This is a genomic window from Stenotrophomonas sp. GD04145 (genome assembly GCF_029835135.1).
GTDB classification, from domain to species: domain Bacteria; phylum Pseudomonadota; class Gammaproteobacteria; order Xanthomonadales; family Xanthomonadaceae; genus Stenotrophomonas; species Stenotrophomonas maltophilia_P.
In genome coordinates this window covers 115,279-137,313 of record NZ_JAODZG010000007.1, presented here as the reverse complement: position 1 = coordinate 137,313, position 22,035 = coordinate 115,279, and the positions used below count along the sequence as shown (strand labels likewise).

Annotated in this window: 19 protein-coding genes; 13 read left to right on the top strand and 6 right to left on the bottom strand. The window is 67.8% G+C overall.

Annotation, left to right across the window (positions count from 1 at the left end):
- Positions 1-202: 202 nt before the first annotated feature.
- On the top strand, positions 203-2,734 hold the full coding sequence (locus N7367_RS06330; protein ID WP_279941995.1) for an exo 1,3/1,4-beta-D-glucan glucohydrolase: 2,532 nt from the start codon (positions 203-205) through the stop codon (positions 2,732-2,734).
- A 79-nt stretch (positions 2,735-2,813) separates the two neighbouring features.
- Here N7367_RS06330 and rho read toward each other — a convergent pair whose 3' ends face one another.
- Both rho and trxA read right to left on the bottom strand, forming a co-directional pair.
- Positions 2,814-4,547, bottom strand: a complete 1,734-nt coding sequence (gene rho, locus N7367_RS06325; protein ID WP_279941994.1) for a transcription termination factor Rho — start codon at positions 4,545-4,547, stop codon at positions 2,814-2,816.
- Positions 4,548-4,777: 230 nt separating this feature from the next.
- Entirely contained in the window at positions 4,778-5,107 is a 330-nt protein-coding gene (trxA, locus tag N7367_RS06320; protein ID WP_025878607.1) for a thioredoxin, read from the bottom strand.
- Positions 5,108-5,629: 522 nt separating this feature from the next.
- Between trxA and rhlB the strand changes: the two genes are divergently transcribed.
- The 6 genes from rhlB to rpoH all read left to right on the top strand — a co-directional run bounded on the left by rhlB (position 5,630) and on the right by rpoH (position 11,831).
- Positions 5,630-7,357, top strand: a complete 1,728-nt coding sequence (gene rhlB / locus N7367_RS06315) for an ATP-dependent RNA helicase RhlB (protein WP_065174408.1) — start codon at positions 5,630-5,632, stop codon at positions 7,355-7,357.
- Between the two features lie 123 nt (positions 7,358-7,480).
- Positions 7,481-8,167 carry a cell division ATP-binding protein FtsE gene (ftsE, locus tag N7367_RS06310; RefSeq protein ID WP_279941993.1) on the top strand — a complete coding sequence of 229 codons (687 nt, stop codon included), beginning with the start codon at positions 7,481-7,483 and terminating at the stop codon, positions 8,165-8,167.
- A 3-nt stretch (positions 8,168-8,170) separates the two neighbouring features.
- The gene (gene ftsX / locus N7367_RS06305) at positions 8,171-9,118 is read left to right on the top strand and encodes a permease-like cell division protein FtsX (RefSeq protein WP_053515654.1); all 948 of its coding nucleotides are present in this window, start codon (positions 8,171-8,173) and stop codon (positions 9,116-9,118) included.
- Positions 9,119-9,125: 7 nt separating this feature from the next.
- Positions 9,126-9,968 (top strand): response regulator, encoded by an 843-nt coding sequence (locus N7367_RS06300; protein ID WP_193395996.1) that lies wholly within the window; start codon positions 9,126-9,128, stop codon positions 9,966-9,968.
- A complete protein-coding gene (ung, locus tag N7367_RS06295) occupies positions 9,965-10,678 on the top strand; it encodes a uracil-DNA glycosylase (protein ID WP_053515657.1) in 714 nt (237 codons plus the stop codon). The genes N7367_RS06300 and ung overlap by 4 nt, the downstream gene beginning before the upstream one ends.
- A 277-nt stretch (positions 10,679-10,955) precedes the next feature.
- The gene (rpoH, locus tag N7367_RS06290) at positions 10,956-11,831 is read left to right on the top strand and encodes an RNA polymerase sigma factor RpoH (RefSeq protein WP_053515659.1); all 876 of its coding nucleotides are present in this window, start codon (positions 10,956-10,958) and stop codon (positions 11,829-11,831) included.
- A gap of 81 nt (positions 11,832-11,912) precedes the next feature.
- Here the strand turns inward: rpoH and purD are convergent, their stop codons facing one another.
- The gene (purD, locus tag N7367_RS06285) at positions 11,913-13,199 is read right to left on the bottom strand and encodes a phosphoribosylamine--glycine ligase (protein WP_279941992.1); all 1,287 of its coding nucleotides are present in this window, start codon (positions 13,197-13,199) and stop codon (positions 11,913-11,915) included.
- Between the two features lie 61 nt (positions 13,200-13,260).
- Positions 13,261-14,844 (bottom strand): bifunctional phosphoribosylaminoimidazolecarboxamide formyltransferase/IMP cyclohydrolase, encoded by a 1,584-nt coding sequence (gene purH / locus N7367_RS06280; protein ID WP_065174411.1) that lies wholly within the window; start codon positions 14,842-14,844, stop codon positions 13,261-13,263.
- A gap of 210 nt (positions 14,845-15,054) precedes the next feature.
- Here purH and N7367_RS06275 point away from each other — a divergent pair, with 210 nt between their 5' ends.
- The 6 genes from N7367_RS06275 to N7367_RS06250 are packed head-to-tail and all read left to right on the top strand — an operon-like array spanning position 15,055 to position 20,862.
- Positions 15,055-15,672: a CDP-alcohol phosphatidyltransferase family protein gene (locus N7367_RS06275; protein ID WP_128987698.1), complete on the top strand. Its 618-nt coding sequence runs from the start codon at positions 15,055-15,057 to the stop codon at positions 15,670-15,672.
- A 24-nt stretch (positions 15,673-15,696) separates the two neighbouring features.
- The gene (locus N7367_RS06270) at positions 15,697-17,460 is read left to right on the top strand and encodes a bifunctional alpha/beta hydrolase/class I SAM-dependent methyltransferase (protein WP_279941991.1); all 1,764 of its coding nucleotides are present in this window, start codon (positions 15,697-15,699) and stop codon (positions 17,458-17,460) included.
- On the top strand, positions 17,457-18,794 hold the full coding sequence (locus N7367_RS06265; RefSeq protein ID WP_279942002.1) for a phosphatase PAP2/dual specificity phosphatase family protein: 1,338 nt from the start codon (positions 17,457-17,459) through the stop codon (positions 18,792-18,794). The genes N7367_RS06270 and N7367_RS06265 overlap by 4 nt, the downstream gene beginning before the upstream one ends.
- Complete coding sequence (locus N7367_RS06260) at positions 18,791-19,228, top strand: hypothetical protein (protein WP_279941990.1); 438 nt, start codon at positions 18,791-18,793, stop codon at positions 19,226-19,228. Before N7367_RS06265 ends, N7367_RS06260 begins: the two co-directional genes overlap by 4 nt.
- A 12-nt stretch (positions 19,229-19,240) precedes the next feature.
- A complete protein-coding gene (locus N7367_RS06255) occupies positions 19,241-19,870 on the top strand; it encodes a lysophospholipid acyltransferase family protein (RefSeq protein ID WP_279941989.1) in 630 nt (209 codons plus the stop codon).
- Positions 19,867-20,862 carry a phosphatidate cytidylyltransferase gene (locus N7367_RS06250; protein WP_053515673.1) on the top strand — a complete coding sequence of 332 codons (996 nt, stop codon included), beginning with the start codon at positions 19,867-19,869 and terminating at the stop codon, positions 20,860-20,862. Before N7367_RS06255 ends, N7367_RS06250 begins: the two co-directional genes overlap by 4 nt.
- Positions 20,863-20,891: 29 nt before the next feature.
- Here the strand turns inward: N7367_RS06250 and fis are convergent, their stop codons facing one another.
- Together fis and N7367_RS06240 are read right to left on the bottom strand one after the other, a co-directional pair.
- Positions 20,892-21,167 carry a DNA-binding transcriptional regulator Fis gene (fis, locus tag N7367_RS06245; RefSeq protein WP_005419706.1) on the bottom strand — a complete coding sequence of 92 codons (276 nt, stop codon included), beginning with the start codon at positions 21,165-21,167 and terminating at the stop codon, positions 20,892-20,894.
- Positions 21,168-21,282: 115 nt separating this feature from the next.
- Positions 21,283-22,035 carry a DUF3426 domain-containing protein gene (locus tag N7367_RS06240; RefSeq protein ID WP_279941988.1) on the bottom strand — a complete coding sequence of 251 codons (753 nt, stop codon included), beginning with the start codon at positions 22,033-22,035 and terminating at the stop codon, positions 21,283-21,285.

The window sequence follows — 22,035 nt, the reverse complement described above, 5'->3', positions numbered from 1 at the left end:
CACCCACCGCCGCGGGCCGTGTGCTGCGTCGGCCGCAAAGCCCGCCGTTACGCGATTGCCGCCACAGGATGTGCGATCGCTCATTGACACGATGCAGGCAGGCTTATATGACAGCGCTGTCAGGACGGGCGTCCGATCGCCCATGCCGACGTGCCGCTGCAGTCCCGCACGCCAGGAACGTCATCCACGGAGGTAGTACCCAGTGAAGCGCCCCACCCAGACCCTTCTTTCCGGCTGTCTGCTGGCCGCCCTGGCCGCATCGGCGGGTGCCGCGCCGTCCACGGGCGAACGCCTGCAGGACTGGCCGCGCGTCCACAGTGTGATCGCTGCTGATGCGGATATCGAAAGGCGCGTGCAGGAGATCCTTGCGCAGATGACGCTGGCGCAGAAGATCGGGCAGATGACCCAGGCCGAGATCAAGACCATCACGCCGGACGAGGTGCGCCGCCACTACATCGGCTCGGTCCTCAATGGCGGTGGCTCCTGGCCGGGCATGGACAAGCACGCCAGCGTGCAGGACTGGCTGCAGCTGGCCGATGCCTACCACGCTGCATCGCTGGCAACCGATGCGAAGACGCCGGTGCCGGTCATCTGGGGCACCGATGCGGTGCACGGCCACAACAACGTGCTGGGTGCGACCCTGTTCCCGCACAACATCGGCCTGGGCGCGGCCGGCGATGCCGAACTGATCGAACGCATCGGCGAGGCGACCGCGCGCTCGGTGCGTGCCACCGGCATCGGCTGGGTGTTCGCACCCACCCTGGCCGTGGCCCATGACCCTCGCTGGGGCCGCACCTATGAGAGCTATTCGTCCGACCCGGCGGTGATCCGCAGCTACGCCCACGCCTACGTGAAGGGAGCACAGGGCACCTTCAAGGACGACGGTAACGTGGTCACCACCGCCAAGCACTACCTGGGCGATGGTGCCACCGACAACGGCCGCGACCAGGGTGAGGCGCTGGTCGACAAGAACACCATGATCAACGTCCACGCGCAGGGATACTATGGTGCGCTTGCCGAGGGTGCGCAGACGGTGATGGCCTCGTTCAACAGCTGGAACGACCGCGCCGCAGGCGTGGACTACGGCAAGATGCACGGCAGCAAGGCGCTGCTGACCGATGCGTTGAAGGACAAGATGGGTTTTGATGGCTTCGTCGTCTCCGACTGGAACGGCATCGCGCAGGTGCCGGGCTGCCGCAACGACAGCTGTGCGCAGGCCATCAATGCCGGCATCGACATGGTGATGGTGCCCGACGACTGGAAAGCGTTCATCGCCAACACCACCGCGCAGGTCAAGAGCGGTGAGATTCCGCTGACGCGCATCGACGATGCGGTCGCCCGCATCCTGCGGGTGAAGCTGCGCGCGGGCCTGTTCGACCACAAGCCGTCCGACAGCCGCTACGCCGGCGATGCCAGTGCCGTGCAGCACCGTGACCTGGCCCGGCGTGCCGTGCGCGAATCGCTGGTGCTGCTGAAGAATGAAGGCGAGGCACTCCCGCTGCGCCGCGATGCGCGGGTGCTGGTGGTCGGCAAGAGCGCCGACAGCATCGGCGACCAGTCCGGTGGCTGGTCGCTGACCTGGCAGGGCACCGAGAACAGGAATTCCGATTTTCCCAACGCCGATTCCGTGCTGGGCGCGCTGCGCGCCGAACTGGGTGCGGACAAGGTCAGCTTCAGCGCCGATGGCCAAGGCGTCGATCCGAAGGCTTTCGATGTGGTGCTGGCGGTGATCGGTGAGACGCCCTATGCGGAAACCAACGGCGATATTCTCGCTTCGGATACCGTCAGCCACAGCCGGGCCTACCCGCAGGACCTGGCCGCGCTGAAGGCCGCAGCTGCAACCGGCAAGCCGGTGGTGACCGTCTACCTGTCCGGTCGCCCGATGTATGTCAACGACCTGCTCAATCTGTCCAGCGCCTTCGTCGCCGCCTGGCTGCCGGGCACCGAAGGCAAGGGCGTGACTGATGTGCTGGTGGCGGGCAAGGGCGGCAAGCCGGCACACGACTTCCGTGGACGCCTCAGCTTCCCGTGGCCGGGCGTTCCGTGCCCGGCACCGATCGACCAGCCCGACGCGAAGAAGCCGGCGCTGTTCGCGCTTGGCTATGGCCTCAGCTACGCCAAGGGCGGCAAGGTCGCCAGGCTCGAGGAAGCTGACCCGGACAGCTGCGGCGAAGTCACCGTGCTGCCGATCTTCAACCGCGCCGACACGCCGCCATTCGCCCTGCACGTTGCCGCCGCGGGAGCGACCCAACCGCTTGGCAATGATCTGAACGCTACGCTGCGCTGGCCCACCGCCAAGCCGGTGGTGCAGGTGCGCACCGTGCAGGTGAACACCCAGCAGGATGCCAAGGAGGTGACCTGGCGGGCCCCGGCGCAGCTGATCGCACGCAGCACCTCGCGCCGCAATCTCGGCGCACTGGCGCGCAGCAACGGCGCGCTGCAGTTCGATGTGCAGCTGGTGAAGCGCCCGGCATCGCCGGTGAAGGTGACCATGCAGTGTGGCAGCGGCTGTGAGGGTGGGGTGGACATCGCCCCGCAGCTGGTCGCGCTGGCGCCCGGGCAGAAGCAGACGGTGACCGTGCCATTGGCCTGCTTTGCAAAGCGCGGCGTGGACCTGGGCGCGGTGGAGGCCCCGTTCGTGGTCAGCGCCGACGCGCCGTTCGCCGCGGCATTCACCCAGGTCAGGTTGACGGCCAACACGGCCACCGCCGAGGGCGCGGTGGCCTGCCCGTAACCGAAGGCAGCGCCGGGCCATGCCCGGCGAACGCGCCGTTCCCGAGCAAAAAAAAGCCCCGCAGTGCGGGGCTTTTCTCTTATCGCTTCATGGAACCGAAGAACTCGTCGTTGGACTTCGTGTTCTTCATCTTGTCCAGCAGGAATTCCATCGCGGCCATTTCATCCATCGGATGCAGCAGCTTGCGCAGGATCCAGATCTTCTGCAGCAGTTCCGGCTCGATCAGCAGGTCTTCGCGGCGGGTGCCGGAGCGGTTGATGTCGATGGCCGGGAACACGCGCTTCTCGGCGATGCGGCGGCTCAGGTGCACTTCGCTGTTGCCGGTGCCCTTGAACTCTTCGTAGATCACCTCGTCCATCTTCGAGCCGGTGTCGACCAGCGCGGTGGCGATGATGGTCAGGCTGCCGCCTTCTTCAACGTTGCGCGCGGCACCGAAGAAGCGCTTCGGGCGGTGCAGGGCGTTGGCGTCCACACCACCGGTCAGCACCTTGCCCGAGCTCGGCACGACGTTGTTGTAGGCGCGTGCCAGGCGGGTGATCGAGTCCAGCAGGATCACCACGTCCTTCTTGTGCTCGACCAGGCGCTTGGCCCGTTCGATCACCATTTCGGCAACCTGCACGTGGCGTGCGGCCGGCTCGTCGAAGGTCGAGCTGATGACCTCGCCGCGCACGGTGCGCTGCATTTCGGTCACTTCTTCCGGGCGCTCGTCGATCAGCAGCACGATCAGGTGCACGTCCGGATGATTGGTGGTGATCGCGGTGGCGACCTGCTGCATCATCATCGTCTTGCCCGCTTTCGGCTGGGAGACGATCAGCGAGCGCTGGCCCTTGCCCTGCGGGGCCATCAGGTCGAGGATGCGGCCGGTGATGTCTTCCGACGAACCGTTGCCGCGCTCCAGGGTGAAGCGGCGACGCGGGAACAGCGGGGTCAGGTTCTCGAACAGCACCTTGTTCTTCGACGCTTCCAGCGGCTCACCGTTGATGGTGTCCACGATCGACAGCGCGAAGTAGCGCTCGCCGTCCTTCGGGAAGCGGATGCGGCCGGACAGGTGGTCGCCGGTACGCAGGTTGAAACGGCGGATCTGGCTGGGCGAAATGTAGGTGTCGTCCGGGCCGGCCAGGTAGCTGGCTTCGGCCGCGCGCAGGAAGCCGAAGCCGTCCGGCAGGATCTCCAGCACGCCATCGGCGGCAACGCCGTCGCCGTGGCGGGTCAGCACCTTCAGCAGGGCGAAGATCACATCCTGCTTGCGGGCACGCGCCACGCCTTCGGAGATCTGCAGCTGTTCGGCGATTTCCAGCAGCTTCTGTGCCGGCATGCGCTTGAGATCGCTCAGCGAATAGACCGGGAAGCCTTCCGGCACCGTCGGCTGCACGCGCGGCACGAAGGCCTGCTGCTCGCCGCCCTCGTTGGGCATGCCGTCATCGCGGAAGCGGTTGTTGCGGTCGCGGTCGCGGCGGTTGCGGAAACGGTCACGGCGGTTGCCCTGACCCTGGCCCTGCTGGCCATTCTGGTTGTGCTGATGCTGGCCGCCACCCTGAGGGTTCTGCTGCCGCGGCTGGCCGGATTCGCGACCCTCACCGCCTTCACCGCCGCCACTGCTGGCAGGGGCCTCGGCGGCGGGCGCGCTCGGCGCGGGAGCGGCTGCGGCCGGCGCCGGTGCTTCGGGCGCGGCGGCCAGCGGCAGGGTCGGCTGCGCGGGGGGCGCGCTGGTTTCGGCGGCGGCCGGTGCGGCAGCCTTGGTCACGCGGGCCTTGCGCACGCGCTTTTCGGCGGGCGCTTCTGCGCTGCCGGTTTCGGGAGTGTTATCGGACAAGAGCGTTATTCCTCGCTTGAAGGTGCGAGCGCCCGGCTGGGGCGGCGAACGTTGGGGATGGGTCTGGAAGAAACTGCGTCCAGAAGGTGCGGCACGCGAACGCGGCCGGATATGCCGACACTATCATCGGCCCGCGGCGCCGTGCAAGGGTCGCCGGGAACAGCATTCATGCAGGCGCGGTCCGCGCCTGCCGGCAGCCGCACCGGGCGGCTGCCGGAGTCGTTACAGGGTCAGGCCAGGGCCTTGTCCAGCAGGCCGGCCAGCTGGGCCTTGCCCACCGCGCCGATCTGCTCGCCGACCTTCTCGCCATCCTTGAACACGACCAGGTATGGGATCGAACGCACGTGGTACTTGGCGGCCAGCGCACGATTGTTGTCGACGTTGACCTTGGCGATCTTGGCGCGGCCCTGGTAGGCATCGGCCAGCTCGTCCAGCGCGGGGGCGATCATCTTGCACGGGCCACACCACTCGGCCCAGAAATCGACCAGCACCGGTTCCTTGGAATTCAGCACGGCGCTATCAAAGTCGGCATCGCCGACGTGTACAACCTTGTCGCTCATCTTGGTTTCTCGTCTTGGATTGCACCCGGCCAGGCCGGAGGTGGGTGAACTGGGCCTTGCCCGGTGGCGCGACCCTCGTCGTTGCCTCGCGGCGTCCTGCCGCGGTGCGTTCGGCGGGATGCCTGGACGCTCACGGCCGGCAGTGTACCCCTATCGCGGGGCATGGACAGTGGCCGGCTGGAACCCAGCGTATCGTGATCGCTTCGAAGCGCGGTATGTGTCGGATTTCACTGTCTTCCTGAAGTGGGGCCGGCAGCCGCGGACTCCAGCGCCCCCGGCAGGGCTGTTCAATCGCGGTGTGGCTGGGTGAAGAGGCGTCCCGCACGGGCCTGTCTCGCGGTTGTGTGAGACGGTTCATTCCGGTTTGGCCGCCGGAGTGCGTTAAACTGGGGCATTGAGCGGCGCGCGGACCCGGTGGTCCCCGGTCCGCCGACCCGCCGCAGGGGCCGCAGTTTGCGACGGTGCCCCCAGACGATGCAGTGCCGCCCGCCCGCTGGCCGGTGGCCATACCAAGACGGACTCATGAGCGACAAACCGCTGACCGATTTGACCTTTTCCTCCTTTGAGCTGCATCCGGCCCTGCAGGCCGGCCTTGAAGGAGCCGGATTCACCCGCTGCACCCCGATCCAGGCGCTGACACTGCCGGTCGCGCTGGCCGGTGGTGATGTCGCCGGCCAGGCCCAGACCGGCACCGGCAAGACGCTGGCGTTCCTGGTTGCCGTGGTCAACCGCCTGCTGAGCCGCCCGGCGCTGGCCGACCGCAAGGCGGAAGACCCGCGCGCGCTGATCCTGGCGCCCACCCGCGAGCTGGCGATCCAGATCCACAAGGACGCCGTGAAGTTCGGTTCCGACCTGGGCCTGCGTTTCGCCCTCGTCTACGGTGGTGTGGATTACGACAAGCAGCGCGAGATCCTGCAGCAGGGCGTGGATGTGATCATCGCCACCCCCGGCCGCCTGATCGATTACGTCAAGCAGCACAAGGTGGTTTCGCTGCACGCCTGCGAGATCTGCGTGCTGGACGAAGCCGACCGCATGTTCGACCTGGGCTTCATCAAGGACATCCGTTTCCTGCTGCGCCGCATGCCCGAGCGCACCACCCGGCAGACCCTGCTGTTCAGCGCCACCCTCAGCCATCGCGTGCTGGAGCTGGCCTACGAGCACATGAACGAGCCGCAGAAGCTGGTGGTCGAAGCTGAAACAGTGACCGCCGCGCGCGTGCGCCAGAAGATCTACTTCCCGGCCGACGACGAGAAGATCCCGTTGCTGCTGGGCCTGCTCTCGCGCAGCGAGGGCGCCCGCACCATGGTCTTCGTCAACACCAAGGTCTTCGTCGAGCGCGTGGCGCGTTCGCTGGAAAAGGCCGGGTACCGAGTCGGCGTCCTGTCCGGCGACGTGCCGCAGAAGAAGCGCGAGAGCCTGCTCAACCGCTTCCAGAAGGGCCAGCTGGAAATCCTGGTCGCCACCGACGTGGCTGCCCGCGGCCTGCATATCGACGGCATCAAGTACGTCTACAACTACGACCTGCCGTTCGACGCCGAAGACTATGTGCACCGCATCGGCCGTACCGCACGCCTGGGCGAAGAGGGTGACGCGATCAGCTTCGCCTGCGAGCGTTATGCGATGAGCCTGCCGGACATCGAGGCCTACATCGAACAGAAGATTCCGTCCGAGCCGGTCACCAAGGAACTGATGACCGCACTGCCGCGTCCGGAACGCCCGGCCACGGTCGCTGGCGAGGACGGTGACGAGAACGAGAGCGTCGGCCAGATCTTCCGCGAGGCGCGCGAAGCCCGCGCCGCCGAGGAAGAGCGTCGTGGCGGTGGCCGCAGCGGTGGTCGCTCCGGTGCCGGCCGTGGCGAGCGCCGCGATGGCGAGCGCAGCGGCGAACGCCGCTCGCGTGGTCCGCGCAAGCCGCGGGTGGAAGGCGAGCAGGGCGCGACCGCGCCGGTGGAAGGTGCCGGGTCCGGCACCCCGGCCCAGGCCCCGCGTCCGCCGCGTCCGCCGCGTGCCGAAGGTGCTCCGGAGCTCGCGGCGGACGGCGAGCGCAAGCCGCGCAAGCGCCGTCGTCGTCGCCATGGCCGTCCGGTCGAGGGTGGCGAGGCGATGGTCGCCAACGGCAGCGCCGGCAACGGTGCCTCGCCGGTGACGCCGGTTCACGTGGTGGCCAAGCCGGTGCGCAGCACCGACGCCGCCGACTCGTTCCTGACCCGCATCGGCCGCAAGATCCGCCGGATGCTGTCGGGCGGCTGATCGGCGCACCCGGTCAGCGGTAGCGCCGGGCCATGCCCGGCGCGCGCAGCGGCAGATCAACGATTCCACCCGGGCGCGTCCCGGCGCTATCGATACTTCGCGCCGGTCCTGCATAATCGGGGCATGAGTGTCCTGCGCTTCGACAATGTCAGCAAACAGTACGCCGGTGGCCACGAAGCCCTGATCGACGTCAGCTTCGGGGTCGCGCCGGGCGAAATGCTGTTCGTCACCGGCCATTCCGGGGCGGGCAAGAGCACCCTGCTCAAGTTGATCCACCTCGACGAGCGGCCCAGCCGCGGCGCGGTGGTCTTCGACGAGCGCAACCTGCTGAAGGTGCGCGGCGGCGACGTCCCGCGCCATCGGCGCGCGGTCGGTGCGGTGTACCAGGACCATCGCCTGCTGATGGACCGGACCATCGCCGAGAACGTGGCACTGCCGCTGATCCTGCGCGGTACGCGCCGTGGCGACATCGGCAAGCGCGTGCGTTCCGTGCTGGAACGGATGGGCCTGGGCCATCGCGAGAAGGCGCTGCCATCGCAGCTGTCGGCCGGCGAACAGCAGCGCGTGGGCATCGCCCGCGCCATCGTCGGTGAACCCAAGCTGTTGGTTGCCGACGAGCCGACCGGCAACCTGGACCCGACCCTGGCGGCGGAGATCATGGCCCTGTTTGCCGAGCTGCCCGCGCGCGGCACCAGTGTGCTGGTGGTCAGCCACGACCTTCCCCTGCTGCGTCGCATGCGCAAGCGCGTGCTGATTCTCGACCACGGCCGGCTGGTGGACGACATCTCGCCGCAGGATCTGGCGGAGTAACGCATGGCGAAGAACGAAAACAGCGAAGCCGCCGCACCCTCGCGTCTCGGCGTGTGGTTCCAGCACCACGTGCACAGCGTGGTGTTCAGCCTGGGCCGCGCCTGCCGCAAGCCGTGGGCGACCCTGCTGACGGTGATGGTCATGGCGCTGGCGCTGGCACTGCCACTGGGCCTGTCGATCGCGCTGGACAACCTCAAGCATTTCGCCGGCAGCGTGCAGCAGTCGCGCGACATCAATGTCTTCCTCAAGGGCACGGTGGATGGCCCGGGTGCGTTGCGCCTGGCCGGCCAGCTGCGCGACCGCGATGACGTCGGCGAGGTGACCGTGCGCACGCCCGAGCAAGGGCTGCAGGAGCTGCGCGATGCCGGCCTTGGCGAGGCGATCGACGCGCTGAACGACAATCCGCTGCCTTCGCTGCTGGTCATCACCCCGGGGCAGGGCAAGGACGATGCGCGTCTGGCGCGTGCGCTGGAAAGCCTGCCCGAGGCCGATCTGGTGCAGCACGATGCGCTGTGGCGCCAGCGTCTGGATGCGTGGCTGGCGTTCGGCGCGCGGCTGGTACAGGTGCTTTCGGTGCTGCTCGGCGTCGGCGCCGCGCTGGTGGTCGGCAATACCGTGCGCCTCGACATCCAGGCACGGCGCGAGGAGATCGGCGTGCTGCAGCTGCTCGGCGCCAGCGATGGCTTCATCCGCCGGCCCTTCCTGTATCTGGGGGCCTGGTACGGGCTGGGCGCCGGCGCGGTGGCGCTGGCCCTGATCGGTGTTGCCGGTGCCGCCCTGCGCGCGCCGCTGGCTGACCTGTCACGCAGCTACGGCAGCCCGTTCGTGCTGCATGGCCTGGACCTGCTGCATGGCAGCCTGGTCCTGCTGGGCACGCTGCTGCTGGGCTGGCTGGGCGCGTGGCTGGTCACCGGCCACTTCCTCCGTCAGACCCGCCCGACCGACACCTGAGACCGGCATGCAACCGCAAGCGCTGAAGCACCTTGAAGGGCCCGCTACGCGGGTGATGGTGGTCGACGGTTCCAAACTGGTGCGCAAGCTGATCGCCGACGTGCTGCAGCGTGATCTGCCGGGCGTGGAGGTGATCGGCTGCGACAGCATCGAGGGTGCCCAGCAGGCGCTGGCGCAGGGGCCGGTGGACCTGGTCACCACCTCGCTGACCCTGCGTGATGGCGACGGCCTGGCGCTGGCGCGGACGGTCCGCGAAGCTGCCGGCCAGGCATACGTGCCGGTGATCGTCGTCTCCGGCGATGCGCAGCAGCATCTGGAGCAGCGGCGCTTCACCGAGTACGTCACCGACTATTTCGACAAGGCGCTGGGCCATGAGGCCCTGGCGACCTTCATCCGTGGCTATGTGCAGCCGCAGACCATTCCCGGGGCGACCATCCTCTACATCGAGGACAGCCGGGTGGTGGCGGAGGCGACCAAGCGCATGCTCGAACGCCAGCAGCTCAACGTGCTGCACGTGGTCAGTGCCGAAGAGGCCTTCACCCTGCTCACGGCCGAATCGCTGGGCCGCAGCCGCCACCGCATCGACCTGGTGTTGACCGACGTCACCCTGAAGGGCGAATTGAGCGGACGCGACGTGGTGCAGCGCGTGCGCGTGGATTTCGGCTACGGCAAACGCCGACTGCCGGTGCTGGTGATGACCGGCGACGGCAATCCACACAACCAGACCGGGTTGCTGCAGGCCGGTGCCAATGATCTGGTGCTGAAGCCGATCGAGGAGCGCCTGCTGGTGACCAAGGTGCTGTTCCAGCTGCGCCTGGCCCGCTTGAACGATGGACCCCTGTTGCGATGACCGATGACGTAGTGGACACCCCGACGATCCAGCTGGAACCGAGCTGGAAGCAGCAGGTCGGCGATTACCTGTTGCAGCCGCAGATGCGCGAACTCTCCACCTTCCTGCGCCAGCGCAAGGCGGCCGGCGCGGCGGTGTTCCCGCCGGGGCCGCAGATCTTCGCGGCGTTCGACGCCACGCCGTTCGAACAGGTGAAAGTGGTGATCCTGGGCCAGGACCCGTACCACGGGCGCGGCCAGGCGCATGGACTGAGCTTCTCGGTGCCCGCCGGCGTTCCGGTGCCGCCATCGCTGCTGAACATCTACAAGGAGATCGAGGGCGACCTCGGCATCCCCCGTCCCGATCACGGCTGCCTGGTGCCGTGGGCGCAGCGCGGCGTGCTGCTGCTCAATGCCGTGCTGACGGTGGAGGAGGGCAGGGCCGGCGCCCACCAGGGCCGCGGCTGGGAAGGCTTCACCGACCACGTGGTGGATGTGCTCAACCGCGAACGCGAAGGCCTGGTGTTCATGCTCTGGGGGGCCTACGCGCAGCAGAAGGGCAAGGTCATCGATACCCGGCGCCATCGTGTGCTGAAAGCCCCGCATCCCTCGCCGCTGTCGGCCCATCGTGGCTTCCTCGGCTGCCGGCATTTCTCGATGGCCAACGATTACCTGCAGCGTCGCGGGCAGGCGCCGATCGACTGGTCGCTGCCGCCGCGCGCGGCGCTTTGACCTCCGCAGGCGGCCGGGCCTGAACACCGGGCAACGTTTCCTGGCCTGAATGGGCCTCCGGAACGGCCCGTTCAGCTCCGCTTGACCGGAATCGGCCGGTTCCCGGCAGGTAATTGGTTGAATTCCAAGGGATTGTGAATCCCGAAAAGCGCGCTCGCCACTGTCATCAAATCGCGCTACGGTAGGGCTCTGTTTGGGACCAGTGTTGCATCAATAGGATGCTGGAACTTTTTCCTCCTTTAGCAGTCCAAATCCCGGACTGCTAAGATGGGTGCCTATGAGCCAGAACACCTCTACTGCCCTTGTGGCAAACAATCTCCCGATTCCCAGTGCGCTCGGTTCGCTGGACGCCTACATCGGTGCCGTGCACCAGATCCCGGTGCTGTCGGTCGATGACGAACAGGACCTGGCCCGTCGCTTCCGCGACGGCAACGATCTGGACGCTGCCCGTGAGCTGGTGCATTCGCACCTGCGCTTCGTGGTGCACGTGGCCCGCGGCTACAACGGCTATGGGCTCGCTCTGGGCGACCTGATCCAGGAAGGCAACATCGGCCTGATGAAGGCGGTCAAGCGCTTTGACCCGGACATGGGCGTGCGCCTGGTCTCCTTCGCCGTGCACTGGATCCGTGCCGAGATGCACGAGTTCATCCTGAAGAACTGGCGCATCGTCAAGGTCGCCACCACCAAGGCGCAGCGCAAGCTGTTCTTCAACCTGCGCAAGTCGAAGACGCGCCTGGGCTGGATGAACGCCGCGGAAGTCAGCGCGGTGGCCAAGGATCTGAACGTGTCCGAGCGCGAGGTCATGGAAATGGAGTCGCGCCTGTCCGGTCGCGATATCGGTTTCGATGCGCCCAGCGACGAGGATGATGATCATGCGCCGCCGTCGCCGGCCGCATACCTGGTGGCCAACGATGAAGATCCGTCGATGGCCTACGAGCGTGCCGACAGCGAGGACAACCAGCTGCAGCTGCTGCGCGAAGGCATGGCCGAACTGGATGCGCGTTCGCGTGACATCATCCGCCGCCGTTGGCTGGATGCGGACAGCAAGGTGACGCTGCAGGAACTGGCAGACGAGTACGGCGTGTCGGCCGAACGCATCCGCCAGGTCGAGGCGAATGCCCTGAAGAAGATGAAGGCGCTGTTCACCGCGTGATGTGACATCACAGGTATCCAACAGAAAACCCGGCATTGCCGGGTTTTTTGTTGGGCCTGCCAAGCAGCAGTCCGCTGCCTTTTACGCGTGCTCACGCGCGATCGCGCGCCAGCCGATGTCGTTGCGGTGGAATTCGTTGGCCCAGCTGACCTTGGCCACACCGGCGTAGGCATTGGCCTGCGCGTCACGCACGCTGTCACCCAGCGCCGCCACGCACAGCACGCGGCCGCCCGCACTGACCACCCGGCCCTGTGCGTCCAGTGCAGTACCCGCATGGAAGACCTTGGCGCTGCCCGGCACCTCATCCAGGCCGGAAATCACATCGCCGGTGACCGGCGATTCCGGGTAAGGTTTCGCGGCCAGCACCACACCCAGCGACGGGCGCGCATCCCACTGTGCCTGCACCTGGTCCAGGCGGCCATCAATGGCGGCTTCCACCAGCTCGACCAGATCCGACTGCAGGCGCAGCATCACCGGCTGGGTTTCCGGGTCACCGAAGCGCACGTTGAACTCGATCACCTTCGGTGCGCCGCTGGCATCGATCATCAGGCCTGCGTAAAGGAAGCCGGTGAACGGAATGCCGTCGGCGATCATGCCCTGCACGGTCGGGTTCACCACCTCGCGCATCACCCGCGCGTGCACCTCCGGCGTGACCACCGGGGCCGGTGAGTACGCGCCCATGCCGCCGGTGTTCGGCCCGGTATCACCGTCGCCGACTCGCTTGTGATCCTGCGAGGTGACCATCGGCAGCGCATGCACGCCATCGACCATCGAAATGAAGCTGGCTTCCTCGCCGTCGAGGAATTCCTCGATCACCACGCGTGCGCCGGCGTCACCGAATGCGTTGCCGGAGAGCATGTCGCGCACCGCATCCTCGGCCTCGGCCAGGGTCATTGCAACGATCACCCCCTTGCCGGCGGCCAGGCCATCGGCCTTCACCACGATCGGCGCACCCTTCTCGCGGATGTAGGCCAGTGCCGCCTCCACGTCGGTGTGCACGGCGTAGAACGCGGTCGGGATGTTGTGCCGGGCCAGGAAGTCCTTGGCGTAGGCTTTGCTGCCTTCCAGCTGGGCAGCGGCGGCGGTTGGCCCGAAGATGCGCAGGCCGGCGGCACGGAACCGATCAACGACGCCTGCCACCAGCGGCACTTCCGGGCCGACCACGGTGAGTTCAACACCTTCGGCCTGGGCCAGGGCCAGCAGGCCATCGATGTCGGTGACCTTCACCGCCACGTTGCGGCACTTGTCTTCGGTGGCGGTGCCGGCGTTGCCGGGTGCCACGAGTACCTCATCGACGCGGGAGGACTGGGCCAGCTTCCATGCTAGGGCGTGTTCGCGGCCGCCGGAGCCGATGACGAGGATCTTCATGGGACAGGGTTCTCGTAAGCAGAAAAGAAAAGCCGGGCAGGGCCCGGCTTGGTGATGCGGATCAGTGGCGGAAGTGGCGCACGCCGGTGAACACCATGGCCAGGCCATGCTCGTCGGCGGCGGCGATCACCTCGGCGTCGCGCATCGAGCCGCCCGGCTGGATGACCGCCTTGATGCCGGCGGCGGCGGCGGCATCGATGCCGTCGCGGAACGGGAAGAACGCATCGGAAGCCATCACCGAGCCTTCAACCACCAGGTTCGCGTCGGCCGCCTTGATGCCGGCGATGCGCGCCGAATACACGCGGCTCATCTGGCCGGCACCCACGCCGATGGTGCGGTTGTCCTTGGCATAGACGATCGCGTTGGACTTCACGAACTTGGCCACCTTCCAGGCGAACAGCAGGTCGGTGAACTGCTTGTCGGTCGGTGCCAGCCTGCTGACCACCTTCAGTTCGTCACGGGTCATGCCGCGGTTGTCCGAGGACTGCAGCAGCAGGCCCGAGCCGACACGCTTGCTGTCGAAGTTGTTCAGGCCATCGCCATGCGGAATGCGCAGCACGCGCACGTTGGCCTTCTTCTGCGCGTATTCCAGCGCCGCCGGCTCGTAGTCCGGTGCGATCAGCACTTCCACGAACTGACGGTCCAGGATGACCTGTGCGGTGGCGGCGTCCAGCGGCTTGTTGAAGGCGATGATGCCGCCGAAGGCACTGGTCGGGTCGGTGGCGTAGGCCAGCTCGTAGGCATCGCCGTTGCCGGCACCCACCGCCACGCCGCACGGGTTGGCGTGCTTGACGATGACACAGGCCGGCGCATCGAACTGGCGCACGCATTCCCAGGCGGCATCGGCATCGGCCAGGTTGTTGTAGCTCAGTTCCTTGCCCTGCAGCTGCTGGAAGGTGGCCAGGGTGCCCGGCACCGGGTACAGGTCGCGGTAGAACGCGCCGCTCTGGTGGGGGTTCTCGCCGTAGCGCAGGTCCATCACCTTGACGAAGGTGGAGTTCATCTGCGCCGGGTACTCGGCACGCACCGGCACGGCGGCGTCGGTGGCGGTGACCGCCGACAGGTAGTTGCTGATCGCCGCATCGTACTGGGCGACGCGGTTGAACGCGGCGACCGAGAAGGCGAAGCGGGTGGCCGCCGGCAGCTGGCCATCATGGGTGTCCAGGGCGCCCAGCAGCTCGGCGTACTGCGACGGGTCGGTGGCCACGGCCACGCGGGCGAAGTTCTTGGCCGCCGAGCGCAGCATGGCCGGACCGCCGATGTCGATGTTCTCCACCGCGTCGGCCAGGGTGCAGTCGGCCTTGGCGGTGACCGATTCGAACGGGTACAGGTTCAGTACCAGCAGGTCGATGGCGCCGATGCCGTGTTCGGCCATCACGGCGTCATCCAGGCCCGAGCGGCCCAGCAGGCCGCCGTGCACCATCGGGTGCAGGGTCTTGACCCGCCCGTCCATCATTTCCGGGAAACCGGTGACCTCGGCGACGTCCTTCACGGCCAGGCCCGCATCACGGATCGCCTTGGCGGTGCCGCCGGTGGACAGCAGCTCGACGCCGCGGGCGGCCAGAGCGGTGGCCAGCTCGACCAGGCCGGTCTTGTCGGAAACGGAGAGGAGGGCCCGACGGACGGGCAACAGATCAGCAGTCATGGGACAGGGCAATCGGCAGCGGAGCGGGGCCGATATTGTAGGCGGTGGGGGCCGACGGCGGGCGGCGGCGGCAAAATTGACCGGCCCCAACGGCCCTGCGGCCGCCTTCGGTATGCCCTGGCCGGCGCCGCGCCGCGGACATTTCGACGGAGGTGCGCTCCCAATCGGGTAGGCTGTGCCGGAACTGCCAGGGAGCTGCGGGTTCGGATCGTGTCGATCTATGCATTGAAAGGACGTTTCCAGGACCTGCTGCGTCCGGCCGTAAGCGGCCTGCATCGCGCGGGGATCACCGCCAATGTGGTGACCGTGGCCGCTGCCGTGGTCTCGCTGCTGGTCGCCGTCGTGGTCTGGTGCTGTGCGCCACAGCAACCGCTGCTGTATCTGGCCCTGCCGCTGTGGATGCTGCTGCGCATGGCCCTCAATGCCGTGGACGGCATGCTGGCCCGCGAGTTCGGCCAGCAGTCGCGGCTGGGCGCCTATCTGAACGAGCTGTGCGATGTGGTGGCCGATGCGGCGCTGTACCTGAGTCTGCTCAGCGTGCCGGGCGTTCGCCCGGAAGCGCTGTGGTTGCTGGCCTGGGGCGCAGCACTGAGCGAGTACGCCGGCGTGCTGGGCCTGATGGTCGGTGCCAGCCGCCGCTATGACGGCCCGATGGGCAAGAGCGACCGTGCCTTCGTCATCGGCCTGCTGGGCCTGCTGCTGGCGTTCGGCTGGGCCGGTGCCCTGACGGTCGGCGGCGTGGCCGCAGCGATGGCGCTGCTGTGCGGGGTAACAGCGGTCAACCGCGTCCGGCGGGGACTGAAGGAAGCGGCCACAGCGCAGCGATAAGTCAACAGCCCACCAGGAGAAGGCATGCGTCAGGTGCAGGAACGGGAATTCCACAGCTTCGACCACGTACCGCTGTTCTACCGGCACTGGCCGGTTGCGGCCGCAGGCACACCACCGGGGCGCACGGTGCGGGCCATCGTGCTGCTGCATCGTGGCCACGAGCATTCAGGGCGGGTCGCCCACCTGGTCGACGAGCTGGACCTGCCGGAGATCGCCTTCTTCGCCTGGGACGCGCGCGGCAATGGCCGTTCGCCGGGCGAGCGTGGCGACGCACCGGGCTTCCCTGCGCTGGTGCGCGACCTGGACAGCTTCATCGCCCACATCGGCAGCGAGCACGGCATCGCGGTCGAGGACATCGTCGTGGTCGCGCAGAGCGTGGGCGCGGTCATCGCTGCGACCTGGGTACACGACTATGCCCCCCGCCTGCGCGCGCTGGTGCTGGCGTCACCGGCATTCAAGGTGAAGCTGTATGTGCCGTTCGCACGTCCAGGCCTGGCCCTGATGCAGAAGCTGCGCGGCAATTTCTTCGTCAACAGCTACGTCAAGCCGCAGTGGCTGACGCATGATCCGGCACGGGTGGAGAGTTACCGCACCGATCCACTGATCACCCCGCCGATCTCGGTACGCGTGCTGCTGGGCCTGTATGAAGCCGCCGACCGCATCGTGGCCGACGCGCAGGCGATCAGCGTGCCGGTGCAACTGCTGGTGTCCGGCTCCGACTTCGTGGTGCACCGTGGTCCGCAGGACCGCTTCTATGAGCGCCTGTCCAGTCCGATCAAGGAGCGCGTGTACCTGCCGGGTTTCTTCCACGACACGCTGGGCGAGCGCGATCGTGCACCGGCACTGGCGCGCATCCGCGACTTCATCCAGGCGCGTTTCGCCGAACCGCTGCGCACGCTGTCGCGGCGCGACGCGCATCGGCATGGGCCGACGTTCGAGGAGTCGGAGATCCTGGCCTGGCCTCCGGAACGCAACAGCCTGGCCGACCTGCGCTGGCGCGGGGTGCGTGCGGGCCTGCGCCTGGGCGGCACCCTGTCCGAAGGCATCGCGCTGGGCCTGCAGACCGGTTTCGACTCCGGCAGCACGCTGGACTACATCTACCGCGACGAAGCGCGCGGCAAGGGGCCGCTGGGGCGGATGATCGACCGCAACTACCTCGATGCGATCGGCTGGCGCGGCATCCGCGTGCGTGGCCAGCACCTGCAGGAACTGCTGCGTGATGCGGCCATGCGCCTGCGCGGTCAGGATCTGCCGGTGCAGGTGCTGGACGTGGCCGCCGGCCATGGCCGGTATGTGCTGGAAGCTCTGGGCCAGGGCGAACAGCGCGCCGACCGCATCGTGCTGCGTGATTTCAGCCCGCTCAATGTGACCCAGGGCCAGGCCTTGATCGAACGGCTGGGAGCCGCCGACATCGCCCGCTTCGAGCAGGGCGACGCGTTCGATCCGGCGTCGTTGGCGACGGTGGAACCCGCGCCGACGCTGGCTGTGGTCTCAGGGCTGTACGAGCTGTTCCCCGACAACGACGCCGTGCTGCGTTCGCTGCAGGGTATTGCCGCGGTGGTGCCGGAGGGGGGCTACCTGGCCTATACCGGCCAGCCCTGGCACCCGCAGCTGGAATTCATCGCCCGTGCACTCACCAGCCATCGCGGGGGCGCGGCCTGGGTCATGCGACGGCGCACCCAGCAGGAGATGGACGAGCTGGTGCGGCTGTCGGGCTTTGAGAAGGTGACCCAGCGCATTGACGCGTTCGGCATCTTCACCGTATCGCTGGCGCGTCGGGTCGCCTGATGGCCATCACCGCAACGCCGATCGTTGCCGATGCACCGCGTCCGTGGCGCCGCGCGCTGCTGTGGCTGGCGGTGCTGGGCCCGTTCTTCTTTGCCAGTTATGGCTTTGCCAACTGGATGGCCGGCCGCCACGACGTGGTTCCGGTTGTCGTGTTCGACTGGGAGACGCGCATTCCGTTCGTGCCCTGGACGATCGTGCCGTACTGGTCGATCGACCTGTTCTACGCGGTGTCGTTCTTCCTGTGCCGGCAGCGCCTGGAGCTGGACCGCCATGCGCTGCGGCTGCTCAGTGCACAGGTGATCGCAGTGACCTGCTTTCTGCTGTGGCCGTTGCGCTTCAGCTTCGAGCGGCCGGAGACGGGCGGTGCCTATGGCTGGTTGTTCGAAGTGCTGCTGGGGTTCGACAAGCCTTTCAACCAGGCGCCGTCATTGCACATCGTGCTGCTGATCGTGCTGTGGGTGAAGTTCGCCCACTACCTGCAGGGCGCCTGGCGGCTGGTGCTGCATGCGTGGGCATTGCTGATCGGCATTTCGGTGCTGACCACGTTCCAGCATCACTTCATCGACATTCCCACCGGCCTGCTGGTCGGCTGGCTGTGCGTGTGGCTGTGGCCGGACCAGGGAACACCGCCGTTGCGTGCCTGGCAGTCCGCGGAGGATCCCGCGCGGTGGCGGCTGGCGCTGCTCTACCTTCTGGGTGCCGCCGTGCTGCTGGTGCCGGCGCTGGCGCTGCGAGGCACTGCGCTGTGGCTGCTGTGGCCGGCGATCTCGCTGCTGCTGGTGGCGCTGGCGTACGCCGGACTGGGCACGGCCATGTTCCAGAAGCGCGACGACGGGCGCCTGACCATGGCCGCGCGCTGGCTGCTCGCGCCTTACCTGGGCGCCGCCTGGATCAATTCGCGGCTATGGACATGGCGGGCACCGCAGCCCTCGGCGGTGGCCGATGGCGTGTGGTTGGGACGGATTCCACGGGCGGCCCTGGCGTCGCCACTGCACGGCGTGGTCGATACCTGCGCAGAGCTGTCGTGCCGGGCGCCAGGTGCTGCGTATGCCAGCGTTCCGATGCTGGACATGGTGGTGCCCTCGCCGGCGCAGCTGCGCGAGGCCGCTACCGCCATCGAACGCCTGCGCATGCAGGGGCCAGTACTGGTGTGCTGTGCCCTGGGCTATTCGCGCAGTGCGGCCAGCGTAGCGACCTGGCTGCTGTGCAGCGGCCGGGCACGGGACGCAGCCGAGGCGGTGGCACGGATACGTGCCGCGCGGCCCTCCATCGTTCTGCATGACGACCACCTGCGCGCCATCCAGGCCGCCATCACCTCGGAGAGCCCCGCATGAGCCTCGCTGTCGACCTGCCGACGATGCGCCTGCTGCTGCGCCAGGGCCGGCTGCCCGCTGCGCTGTCACTGGGACTGCTGCTGGTGGCGTTGCTGCTGCTGGGCATCGAGCCGGGACTGGCGATGTTCGCGGCCGGCCTGTTGCTGCTGAGCGTGGCGGCGGGGATGGTGCAGGCGTACTACGCGGTGCGCGTACAGCTGGACGCCAGCCTCCTGCAGCTGCTGTTGCAGGAGAATCTGCACGGTGAGGCGGCGGCCGAACGGGTGGACGCGGCCCTGCATGTCGCCGGCCTGCGCCGCCGCGACGCACAGGCGCCTACGCGCGGATGGGATGTGCGCTGGGCGGGCATGCGGGGCCTGCTGCTGCGCCAGTACGCGGCAGCGCTGCTGCAGTTCGCCACGCTGCTGCTGGCCGTGCTGTGGCCGCAGACCTGAGGGGAGACATCGATGTTTGCTGAACTGATCGCCCGCGCCTGCAGTGGCGCCATCCATGTGCTCACCGGCGCGCGGGCGCTATGGGTCGGATGCGCGCCCTCCAGCGAGCGCCGTGTCTACTACGGCAACCACGCCAGCCACGGGGATTTCGTGCTGATCTGGTCGTCGATGCCGCCGGCACTGCGGCGGCAGGTGCGTCCGGTGGCGGCCGCCGAGTACTGGCAGCGCGACGCCCTGCGGCGCTACCTGATCGATGCGGTGTTCAACGGCGTGCTGGTCGAGCGCGAAGCGGCGCGCCGCCAGCAGGATCCGCTGCAGGCGCTGCGCGAGGCGGTGGATGCGGAGTGCTCACTGATCCTGTTCCCGGAAGGCACGCGCAACGTCGGCGATGAGCCGCTGCTGCCGTTCAAGAGTGGCATCTACCATCTCGCGCGGCAGCGTCCGGAACTGGAATTCGTCCCGGTGTGGATCGACAACCTGAAGCGGGTGATGCCCAAGGGACGGTTCCTGCCATTGCCGTTGCTGTGCACGGCCACCTTCGGTACTCCGCTGCGGCTGCAGGTCGACGAGGACAAGGCGGCGTTTCTCCAGCGCAGCCGCCAGGCGCTGCTGGATCTGGCACCCGGCGGAGGACGCGCATGAGCGGGTTGATCGCCGTATCGGGTGATCTCGCCGCGCGCAGCGTGGGCCAGCAGACCGGGCTGCTGTTCGCCGGGGTCGGCGCGGTGCTGGTGCTTGCGACGCTGGTGGCCGAGACCCTGCGCTGGCGGCAGCGTGGACGGCCCAGCGCGGTCATCGCCAACCTGGTCTCGCGCATCCGCGCCTGGTGGGTGATGGCGATCGTGGTCGGCCTGGCGCTGCTGTTCGGCCGGGCCGGGGTGATCGTGCTGTTCGCGATCATCTCGCTGTTTGCCCTGCGCGAGTTCATCACCCTGGCACCCACCCGGTCAGGTGACTACTACGCGCTGCTGGCGGCGTTCTACATCGTACTGCCCTGGCAGTACTACCTGGTGTGGATCGACTGGTATGGCATGTACACGCTGCTGATTCCGGTCTATGCGTTCCTGTTCCTGCCGATCCTGGCGACGATCGGCGGTGACACCACGCATTACCTGGAGCGCACGGCCAAGGTGCAGTGGGGGCTGATGATCTGCGTGTTCTGCATTTCGCACGTGCCCCTGCTGCTGAACCTGCGTGTGCCCGGGCATGAGCCCGCGCGCAACGTGCTGCTGCTGGCGTTCCTGGTGATCGTGGTGCAGTCCTCGGACGTGCTGCAGTACATCTGGGGCAAGCTGCTGGGCAGGCGCCTGATCGCGCCCAGGCTGTCGCCGTCGAAGACAGTGGAGGGCTTCATCGGTGGCGTGCTGAGTGCCAGCGTGGTGGGCGCTGCGCTGTGGTGGATCACGCCGTTCACGCCGCTGCAGGCGTTCGGCCTGTCGCTGTTGATCAATCTGATGGGGTTCTGGGGTGGCCTGGTGATGTCGGCGATCAAGCGCGACCGTGGCATCAAGGACTGGGGCCACATGATCGAGGGCCATGGCGGCATGCTCGACCGGCTGGATTCGGTGTGCTTCGCCGCACCGGTGTTCTTCCACGTGGTGCGGTACTACTGGAAGGCGGGCGGCGGCGGGTGACCCCGCTTCCACGACGTCGCCATCCGCGCTCAGGCGCTGATGCCGTATTCCTTCAGCTTCTTGCGCAGCGTGGCACGGTGGATGCCCAGCATCGCCGCGGCCCGGCTCTGGTTGCCTTCGCAGTGGTTGAGCACCTCCACGAACAGCGGAATCTCCATCTCGCGCAGCACGATCTCGTAGACGTCGTCTGCATCGCAGCCATCAAGGTCGCGCAGGTACCGGCGCACGGACTGGGCGACGTGTTCGCGCAGCGGTGGCCGGGGAGCGCCACGACTGTTGTCAGGACGAGAAAGGACAGCGTTCAAGGGGGTTCCCGATCTGGTTGGCCCGTGCACGCGGAGCGCGCGGCCGGATGAGGTGGTGGCGGTCAGTCTAGCGCGAGCGTGCCCGACCTGCCATGGCTGGTCGCCTTCGTCCCGATCACAGGAACTCGAAGGTGAATGCGACAGTGGACGCCGCAGGCTCCTGCACGCGGAACGCGATGTGTGCGCTCTGACCCGGTTCCAGCACGGCGGTACCCGGGTTCTCGCCGAGGTACTGCGTGGGGCTGAAAACGTCACTGCCGATGACCCGTCCGTCCGCATCGGACAGCGAAAGCCGCAGGTCGGGCCAGGCCTGTGGCCATCGCGCGTCATTGCGGATGCTGGCCTGGACCTGCAGTACGCCGGCCTGACCAGGCAGCGGGCGGATGTCGCGACTGGTCATGGTGAAGGCGGTGGGTTCGTGCCAGGCGGGCAGGCTGCAGCGCAGCACGCTGCACAGCGCCACCAGCCATGTGCGGTGGCCGGCATCGGCGGCCAGCCGCGCGCGGTCGGCGAGCACGCTCTGCAGGATCAGCAGCGCCGCCAGCCCCGCCACCAGCAGCCAGTGCCAGCGCGGCGCCGGGTGCGAGCGTGAAGGTGCACGGGCGAGGAAACCGGGTGCGTCATGGTTCGATGGTGATGCCACCGCCGCGGCATGCGGGGGCACATCATCGGTGTGCTGCGGAACGGGTTGCGCAGTGATCACCGCCGCTGCCGGCGCATGTTCGATCTCCGCCGCAGTGGGTTCGGGCGCCGGACCGGCCTGTGCAGGCATATCGACGTGCGCCTCGACGGCAGGTGCCGTTCCGCCTTCCGGCGCGGGGCGCAGGAAGGTGGCCAGTGGACGTCGTGCGGGGGTCGGCTCGGACAT

Bases quoted from the DNA above. Each gene is read 5' to 3' on its own strand.
- trxA (WP_025878607.1), bottom strand. From the start codon at position 5,107: ATGAGCGACAAGGTTGTACACGTCGGCGATGCCGACTTTGATAGCGCC.
- rhlB (WP_065174408.1), top strand. From the start codon at position 5,630: ATGAGCGACAAACCGCTGACCGATTTGACCTTTTCCTCCTTTGAGCTG.
- ftsE (WP_279941993.1), top strand. From the start codon at position 7,481: ATGAGTGTCCTGCGCTTCGACAATGTCAGCAAACAGTACGCCGGTGGC.
- ftsX (WP_053515654.1), top strand. From the start codon at position 8,171: ATGGCGAAGAACGAAAACAGCGAAGCCGCCGCACCCTCGCGTCTCGGC.
- N7367_RS06300 (WP_193395996.1), top strand. From the start codon at position 9,126: ATGCAACCGCAAGCGCTGAAGCACCTTGAAGGGCCCGCTACGCGGGTG.
- ung (WP_053515657.1), top strand. From the start codon at position 9,965: ATGACCGATGACGTAGTGGACACCCCGACGATCCAGCTGGAACCGAGC.
- rpoH (WP_053515659.1), top strand. From the start codon at position 10,956: ATGAGCCAGAACACCTCTACTGCCCTTGTGGCAAACAATCTCCCGATT.
- purD (WP_279941992.1), bottom strand. From the start codon at position 13,199: ATGAAGATCCTCGTCATCGGCTCCGGCGGCCGCGAACACGCCCTAGCA.
- purH (WP_065174411.1), bottom strand. From the start codon at position 14,844: ATGACTGCTGATCTGTTGCCCGTCCGTCGGGCCCTCCTCTCCGTTTCC.
- N7367_RS06270 (WP_279941991.1), top strand. From the start codon at position 15,697: ATGCGTCAGGTGCAGGAACGGGAATTCCACAGCTTCGACCACGTACCG.
- N7367_RS06260 (WP_279941990.1), top strand. From the start codon at position 18,791: ATGAGCCTCGCTGTCGACCTGCCGACGATGCGCCTGCTGCTGCGCCAG.
- N7367_RS06255 (WP_279941989.1), top strand. From the start codon at position 19,241: ATGTTTGCTGAACTGATCGCCCGCGCCTGCAGTGGCGCCATCCATGTG.
- N7367_RS06250 (WP_053515673.1), top strand. From the start codon at position 19,867: ATGAGCGGGTTGATCGCCGTATCGGGTGATCTCGCCGCGCGCAGCGTG.
- N7367_RS06240 (WP_279941988.1), bottom strand. From the start codon at position 22,035: ATGTCCGAGCCGACCCCCGCACGACGTCCACTGGCCACCTTCCTGCGC.